We start from the raw sequence: 7,026 nt of genomic DNA on the forward strand, positions 1-7,026 counted from the left end.
CAGCGTTTTCACCCGGTCATCTGCGCGTAGTCCCGCTCCCACTCCACGTTCCCCGGCGCGCACTTCGGCACCTGCTCGTGGTTGACGAACAGGAACGGCCGCGACAGGCCCGGCGCGGTGAGCGGGAGCTCGGTCTTCCCGTCGATGTCGATCCCGGCCTTGATCCGGCTGTCGGCGACCATCGCGGGGATGGTGCTCGCCCCGCCCATGGAGTGCCCGGCCATGCCGATCCGGTTCGCGTCGATCAGCGGCGCCCACTTCGAGTGCGTCAGCGAGTCCAGGACGAACGACACGTCCTTCGCCCGGCCCAGTTCGAGCTTCTGCCAGAACTCGCTCTGGTGCGGGACTTCGCAGGACGCGCACCCCGCGAAGTGGCCGTCCGGGAAGCTCTGGCCGGAGTTTTCGTACGTGTGGCCGACCACCGCGACGGCGTACCCGTGGCTCGCCAGGTCCTCGGCCAGCGTGGAGAGCGTGGCGCGGGGCTTGGTGTAGCCCGGCGACAGCACGATCAGCGGCAGCCCGTGCCCGGCGGGCCGCGCGTCGGCCACCGAGTTGGTCACCATCGTCGTGAGCAGGTCCGCGGGCACGTCGAGGCCGCTGCCCCGCAGCAACGCCGCCGACTCCGCCGGGGTCAGGTACTGCGTCTTCGGGCCCTTCGCCGACGCGGCCGGGTAGAAGAGCGTGACCATCAGCTCCCGGTAGGGGACCGACGGCACCCACGGGTCGGGGCGCGAAGTGTCCTTCAGGTACACCGCCGTGCTGCCCACCGGCCGGTCCCCGGTCGGGGCGGGCAGGTACGGCGTCGACGTCCGGGCGAAGGCGACCTCCGGGTACCGCGGGGACGGCTGGTCCAGCAGGGGCTGCGGTTTGCCGCGCAGGTGCCGGTCGAAGAACGCCCGGACGTACGCCGCGGTGATCGCCTGGCCGCGCGCGGCCGGGGTCGTCGCGCCGAAGTCGAGGCCCAGCTGTTCCCCCACCAGGCCGATGTCGGTGAACGACGGGTGCTGCATCCCGGCCACGGTGAGCCAGCGCTTCCAGCCCGTCAGCTGCGCCCAGTCCCGCTCCCAGGACCCGGCTTCGTCGCCGGTACCGGGCGTGTACGTGTTCGCGCGGCCCAGGAACAGGAACGGCCGGTCGAGGCCGGGGGCGAGCAGCGGGTCGTCCGTGGTGCCGTCGATGTCGATCCCGGCCTTGATCCGCGGATCGGCCACCATGGTGCCGATCGAACTCGCGCCGCCGACGGAGTGCCCGGCCATGCCGATCCGGTTGCCGTCGAGCAGCGAAGCCCACTTCGAGTGCGCCAGCGAGTCCAGGACGAACGACACGTCCTTCGCCCGGCCGCGTTGCAGCTTCTGCCAGAACTCGAGGTCGTAGCTGCCGCAGGCCGCGCAGCCGGTGACCCGGCCGTCCGGGAAGGTGGTGGCCACGTTCTCGTAGGTGTGGTCGACCAGGACGACCAGGTAGCCGTGGCTCGCCAGGTCTTCGGACAGCGACGTCAGCTCGGCGCGGGGCCGCTTGAAGCCGGGGGACAGGACGACGGCCGGCAGACCGCGCCCGGCCGGCCTCGCGTCGACGACGGCGTCGGTGCGGACCGTCGTCAGCACCGACGGCGGGATGCCCTTGATGCCGGCTTCGTCGAAGACGGCCTTCGCCTCGGCCTCGGTCATGAACTGCTTCTTCGGCCCCGGTGTGGGAACCGCCGGGTAGAAGAGGGAGACCATCAGTTCCCGGTAGGGCACGGACGGCATCCACGGATCGGGCCGCGAAGTGTCCTTGAGGTACAGCGAAGTCGTGCCGACCGGCCGGTCGCCGGTCGGTTTCGCCAGCGCGAGCGCCGGGTCCGCCGAGGCTGTCGACGAGGTCAGGGCGAGGGTGAGTGCGGTGACGGCCATGAGGCTCTTCAGGTTCATCCGATGAAGGTCACTTCCGGGTAAGCGGGCGAGGGCGCGGACAGCAGCGGTTGCGGACGGCAGCGCAGGTGCAGGTCGAAGAAGGCGCTTACGTAGGTCCGCGTGATGGTCAGCGCGCGGTACGGGTCGATCGAGTCGCCGAGGTCGACACCCAGCTGGTCGGCGAGCACGCCGAGGTCGGTGAACGACGCGTGCACCGTGCCGGAGACCATCAGCCAGCGCTTCCAGCCGGTCAGGTGAGTCCAGTCCGTTTCCCAGTCGTCGTACGGACCCGGCGCCCCCGGGGTGTAGTTGTCCATGCTGCCCACGAACATGAAGGGCCGCGAGAGCCCCGACGCCGGGATCGGGACGTGGATGCTCCCGTCCAGGTCGGCCCCGGCCCGGATGCGCGGGTCGGCCAGCATGGCCTGGGTGGTGATCGCCCCGCCCGCGGAGTGCCCGGTCATGCCGATCCGATGCGGGTCGATCAGCGCGCCCCACTTCGACGACAACAGGGAATCGAGCACGAACGACGTGTCCTTCGTCCGGACCTGCGCGAACTTCTCCCAGAACCCGGGCTGGTCGTCGACGTCGCAGGCGGCGCAGCCGGTGACGTGCCCGTCGGGGAACGTCGTCGCGCGGTTCTCGTAGGTGTGGTCGATCGCGGCGACGGCGTACCCGCGGCTGGCCAAGTCCTCGGCCAGCGCGGTGAGCGTCGCCCGCGGCTGCGTCCAGCCCGGGGACAGCACGACCAGCGGCAGGCTGTGCCACCGCCCGGCCGGCTTCGCGTCGACGACGGCGTTCGTCCGGACCGTGCTGAAGACGTCCAGCGGGAGGTCCGGGACGTTCTGCCGCTCGAGGTTGAGCTTCGATTCGAGCGGGGTCATGTACTGCTTCTTGGGCCCGTCGGCCGAGGTCGCCGGGTAGAAGACGGAGACGATCAGCTCCCGGTACGGCACCGCCGGTACCCAGGGATCCGGGCGTGAAGTGTCCTTGAGGGACAGTGAAGTGACACCGACGGGCGAGTGCCCGGTCGGGCGGGGCAGGTAAGGCGTCGTGGCCGCCGAAGCGGGCGACGCGGACAGCGTGAGGATGAGTGCGGTGGCTACCGCGAGAGTGCGCATGATTCCCCCAGTCGGAATTGGTCAGGACAGGTGGCGGAGACGGCGGTAGCAGAACCAGGTGAGCAGGGCGGTCAGCGCGAGGTAGAGCCCGAGTTCGAGCCACTGCAGCGGCCAGAACCGGGAGCCGGGCTGGAAGGTCACGCGCTGGTGGTAGCCGTGGGCGCCCAGCTGCGCCAGGCACACCTCGAAGCTTTCCCGAGGTGGCGGCGGGGGCGTGGGCGTCTGGCGGTCCGGCCGCGGGACGCAGGTCTGCACGAAGTCCGGCAGCGGGGAGACGACGATGCCGGCCGGGTCCAGGGTTTCGTTCGCCAGCTCCCACGCGCCGGCCGGCTTGCGCACGCCGATCTCCAGGATCCCGTGGGTGTCGTCGCCGGTGATGTTCGTGATGTTCTCCCCGGTGATCGCGACCGTCTGCGTCTGCGGCGGCAGCAGGTACGGCCGCACGAAGCTCGGCACCAGCAGCAGCACGGCGGCGAGCACGGCGAGGGTCACGGCCATGGCGGCCACGGTCCGCTTCAGCAGCATCCCGACCGCGACGCCGAGCGCAAGGGCGAAGGCCGCGTAACCGATCGGGACGATCCCGCGCGCGCCGAACACCACCGGGGAGATGCGGGCCAGCATCCCGCGATCGGTCTGCTGGGCCGAAAGCGCGTCGATCGGGCTCGCCCACCAGGACACCGCGACGCTCAGCAGGCCGCCCGCCACCATCGCGGCGAGGAGGCCGAAGCCGAGCTTGGTCGTGAGCCACCGCTTGCGGGTGATGGTTTGGTTCCACACCAGGCTGTGCGTGCCGCTCTCCAGCTCGCGCGTGATCATCGGGACGCCCCAGAACACGCCGATGACCGCGGGCAGCAGGTACAGCACCAGGATGGTGCCGCCGAAGAGGGTGTCCTGGTCGGAAAAGTCCGTGCGGCTCAGCAGATCCGGCCTGGTGACCGCGAGCACGACGGCGATCGCGATCAGGCCCGCGAACACGGACAGCGCGGGGAGGCGGAACTGGCGCCAGGTCAGCCAGGTCATCGGAGGACCTCCAGGGCGGGGCGGGCGGCGGTGGGGTTGCTCATGTACTCGAGGACGAGGTCCTCCAGGCCGAGCTGCCCGACCGTCCACGACGGGTCGAGGATCGGGGCCTCGGTGCGGACGAGGACGGTGGTCTGGCGGTCGGTGTGCTTCGCCGAGACGACGTGCTGGTCCGCGGGCAGCGTGTCGAGGTCGCGGCGCGGCCCGGACAGCCGGTGGTGCGTGGCGAGCAGCGTCTCCACCTCGCCGATCACCCGGACCTGCGAAGCCACCAGCACGACGAGGTGGTCGCAGACCCGCTCGAGGTCGTTGACCAGGTGCGAGGACATCACGACGGAAAGCCCGTGCTCGGCGACGGCTTCCATGAGGTCCTGCAGGAACTCGCGGCGGGCCAGTGGGTCCAGCGCCGCGACCGGCTCGTCGAGCAGCAGCAGTTCGGGGCGCTTGGCGATGCCGATGGTGAGCGCGAGCTGGGCGCGCTGGCCGCCGGAGAGCCTGCCCGCGGGCTGCTTCGGGTCCAGCCCGAGCCGTTCGATGCGCTTTTCGGCGAGCGAGGCGTCCCAGCCCGGGTTGAGGTGGGCGCCGAGCCGCAGGTGGTCCTCGATGGACAGTCCACTGTAGACCGGCGTGTTCTGGGCGACGTACCCGACCTTGGCCAGCTGCTCCGGACCGCTGCCCGGCACCCCGCCGCACACCTCGATCGTGCCGGTCGTCGGCTCCAGCATGCCGGCCGCGATGTTCAGCAGCGTCGACTTGCCTGCCCCGTTCGGCCCGACGAGCCCGGTCACGTGGCCGGCCTCGATCTCCAGTGTGCAGCCGGTAAGCGCTTCCTTGCGCTTGTACCTCTTGCCCAGTCCCTGGGCACGCAGGACGGTCACGCTATTCCCTCTCTGGCGGAGTCGCGAAACGTGGACATCAACAGGGCCTCGATGCTCTCTTCGTCGAGGCCGGCCTTGCGGGCCTTGCCCAGCCAGCGGCGCAGCTCCTGCCGCAACGGGCCCATCACGGCGAACGAGGCGCCGCCGTTCAGCGTCGCCGTCACGAAGGTGCCGACGCCGGGGCGGGCGCCGACCAGGCCGTCGTGCTCCAGTTCGCGGTAGGCCTTGAGCACGGTGTTCGGGTTGATCGCGAGGCTCGCGACGACGTCCTTGACCTTCGGGAGCTGGTCTCCCTCGTTCAGCAGGCCGAGGCGCAGCGCGTGCCGCACCTGCTGGACCAGCTGCTGGTACGGCGACAAGCCGGACCTGGCGTCCAGGTGGAACTCGATCATCGGCAACTCCATTTATCTAGTTGCCTAGTACTATAGCTAAGCGGTGCCGGTGGCCGCCAGTGATCTTTTTCGGCCGCCGGGGCCAACCTCGGTACCCCCTCGCCCGTCTGTGGAGGCGAAGTACTCAATTCCTCTGCGAAGGGACTTTTCGTGCGTCGATTTTCTGGGGGAGGCATCGTGCGCGGCGTGGTCGTCGCGCTCGGTGTCTCGATGGCCGTCGCGGCGGGACCGGCGGTCGCGTCCGCGGCACCGGTCTCCACGGACAAGGTGCCGACGCCGCAGCTGAGCTGGACCGACTGCGCCGACGGCTTCCAGTGCGCCAAGGCTTCGGTGCCGCTGGACTACGACCGGCCGTCCGGCGCGAAGATCGATCTCGCGCTGATCAAGCTGCCCGCCGCCGATCCAGAGCACCGGATCGGTTCGCTGTTCGTCAACTTCGGCGGCCCCGGCTCGACCGGCATGCTGCGGCTGCGGGAGCGCGGCAAGTGGCCGTGGCTGTTCTCCGACGAGCTGCGCGCGCGGTTCGACCTGGTCTCGTGGGATCCGCGCGGGATCGCCAACAGCACGGCGGTCCGCTGCTTCGACACCCTGGCCGAGCAGCAGGACTTCTTCGGCTCGTTCCCGGAGATGCCGGGCGATCCGAGCGGCAACGCGGCCTTCTACGCCAAGTCGAAGGAGCTCGCCGACCGCTGCGCGGCGAAGGCGGGGCCGATCCTCGAGCACGTCTCCACGGCGAACACGGCCCGCGACCTCGAGCTGCTGCGCCGCGCGGTCGGCGACCCGAAGCTGAACTACCACGGCATTTCCTACGGGACGTACCTCGGGGCGACCTACGCCAACCTGTTCCCGAACCGGATCCGGGCCATGGTGTTCGACGGCAGCATGGACTTCGCCGGCAACTCGACCGGCCAGAACGGCAACGGCAAGAGCGTTCCGCTGGACACCCGGCAGGACGTCGCGACCGGCATCGCGCAGACCTTCGAGCAGTTCCTGCGGCTGTGCACCGAAGCGGGCCCGAAGTGCGCGTTCTCTTCGGGTGACCCGAAGGCGAAGTGGGCGGCGCTGACGGCTCGCGCGAAGCAGGCCCCGATCGTCAGCAACGGCGAGACGTGGACGTACTCCGGCATCATCAACGCGGCGGGCGACCTGTCGGTCTCGTGGGGCTGGGCGGACATCGCCGCGCTGCTGCAGCGGCTCTACGACGCCCCGGCCACGCCGGCGCTGCGTTCGGCCGCCGTCAAGGGTGAGCCGTACACCTCGAACCGGAGCGAGTCGTTCAACGCCATCCAGTGCTCCGACAGTGACGTGCCCACCGACCCGGCGGTCTACAGCTCCTACGCCGAGTCGGAAGACCAGCGCGTGCCGTACTTCGGCCGGATCGCGGTGCTGGACATGATGAGCTGCGCGTTCTGGAAGGCCAAGGACACCGACCGCTACACGGGCCCGTGGAACCGCCCGACGTCGGCGGAGATCCTCGTGCTGAACAACCGCTACGACCCGTCCACCCCGCTGCACGGCGCCCGCGACGGCGCCGCGGAACTGGCGCGGGCGCGCGTGTTCGTGACCGAGGGCTACGGGCACTCGTCGATGCTCGTGCGGAGCACGTGCACCGAAAAGGTCAAGCGGGACTACCTGATCTCGGGGACCTTCCCGGCCGCGGGCGCGACCTGCGGGATCGACGCCAGCCCCTTCGCGGGCTGATCGCTCCGGCGGGCCGCACCGA

General features: G+C 70.4%; 6 protein-coding genes. 1 reads left to right on the plus strand and 5 read right to left on the minus strand.

The window, feature by feature from the left end; genetic code table 11:
* Positions 1-8: 8 nt before the first annotated feature.
* From DV20_RS47170 to DV20_RS04195, 5 genes are read right to left on the minus strand one after another with little or no spacing between them, the layout of a single operon-like run.
* Positions 9-1,910, minus strand: coding sequence for an alpha/beta hydrolase family protein (locus DV20_RS47170; RefSeq protein WP_326938467.1), 1,902 nt, complete (start codon positions 1,908-1,910; stop codon positions 9-11).
* On the minus strand, positions 1,907-3,013 hold the full coding sequence (locus DV20_RS04180; protein ID WP_043776527.1) for an alpha/beta hydrolase family protein: 1,107 nt from the start codon (positions 3,011-3,013) through the stop codon (positions 1,907-1,909). Before DV20_RS04180 ends, DV20_RS47170 begins: the two co-directional genes overlap by 4 nt.
* 21 nt (positions 3,014-3,034) lie before the next feature.
* Entirely contained in the window at positions 3,035-4,033 is a 999-nt protein-coding gene (locus tag DV20_RS04185) for a transporter (protein ID WP_043776529.1), read from the minus strand.
* A complete protein-coding gene (locus tag DV20_RS04190) occupies positions 4,030-4,911 on the minus strand; it encodes an ABC transporter ATP-binding protein (RefSeq protein ID WP_043776530.1) in 882 nt (293 codons plus the stop codon). Before DV20_RS04190 ends, DV20_RS04185 begins: the two co-directional genes overlap by 4 nt.
* Positions 4,908-5,303 carry a GntR family transcriptional regulator gene (locus tag DV20_RS04195; protein WP_043776531.1) on the minus strand — a complete coding sequence of 132 codons (396 nt, stop codon included), beginning with the start codon at positions 5,301-5,303 and terminating at the stop codon, positions 4,908-4,910. The genes DV20_RS04190 and DV20_RS04195 overlap by 4 nt, the downstream gene beginning before the upstream one ends.
* A gap of 177 nt (positions 5,304-5,480) precedes the next feature.
* Between DV20_RS04195 and DV20_RS04200 the strand changes: the two genes are divergently transcribed.
* Positions 5,481-7,004: an alpha/beta hydrolase gene (locus DV20_RS04200; protein WP_043776532.1), complete on the plus strand. Its 1,524-nt coding sequence runs from the start codon at positions 5,481-5,483 to the stop codon at positions 7,002-7,004.
* Positions 7,005-7,026 lie beyond the last annotated feature (22 nt).

It is taken from the genome of Amycolatopsis rifamycinica, from assembly GCF_000695625.1.
Taxonomy (GTDB): Bacteria; Actinomycetota; Actinomycetes; order Mycobacteriales; family Pseudonocardiaceae; genus Amycolatopsis; species Amycolatopsis rifamycinica.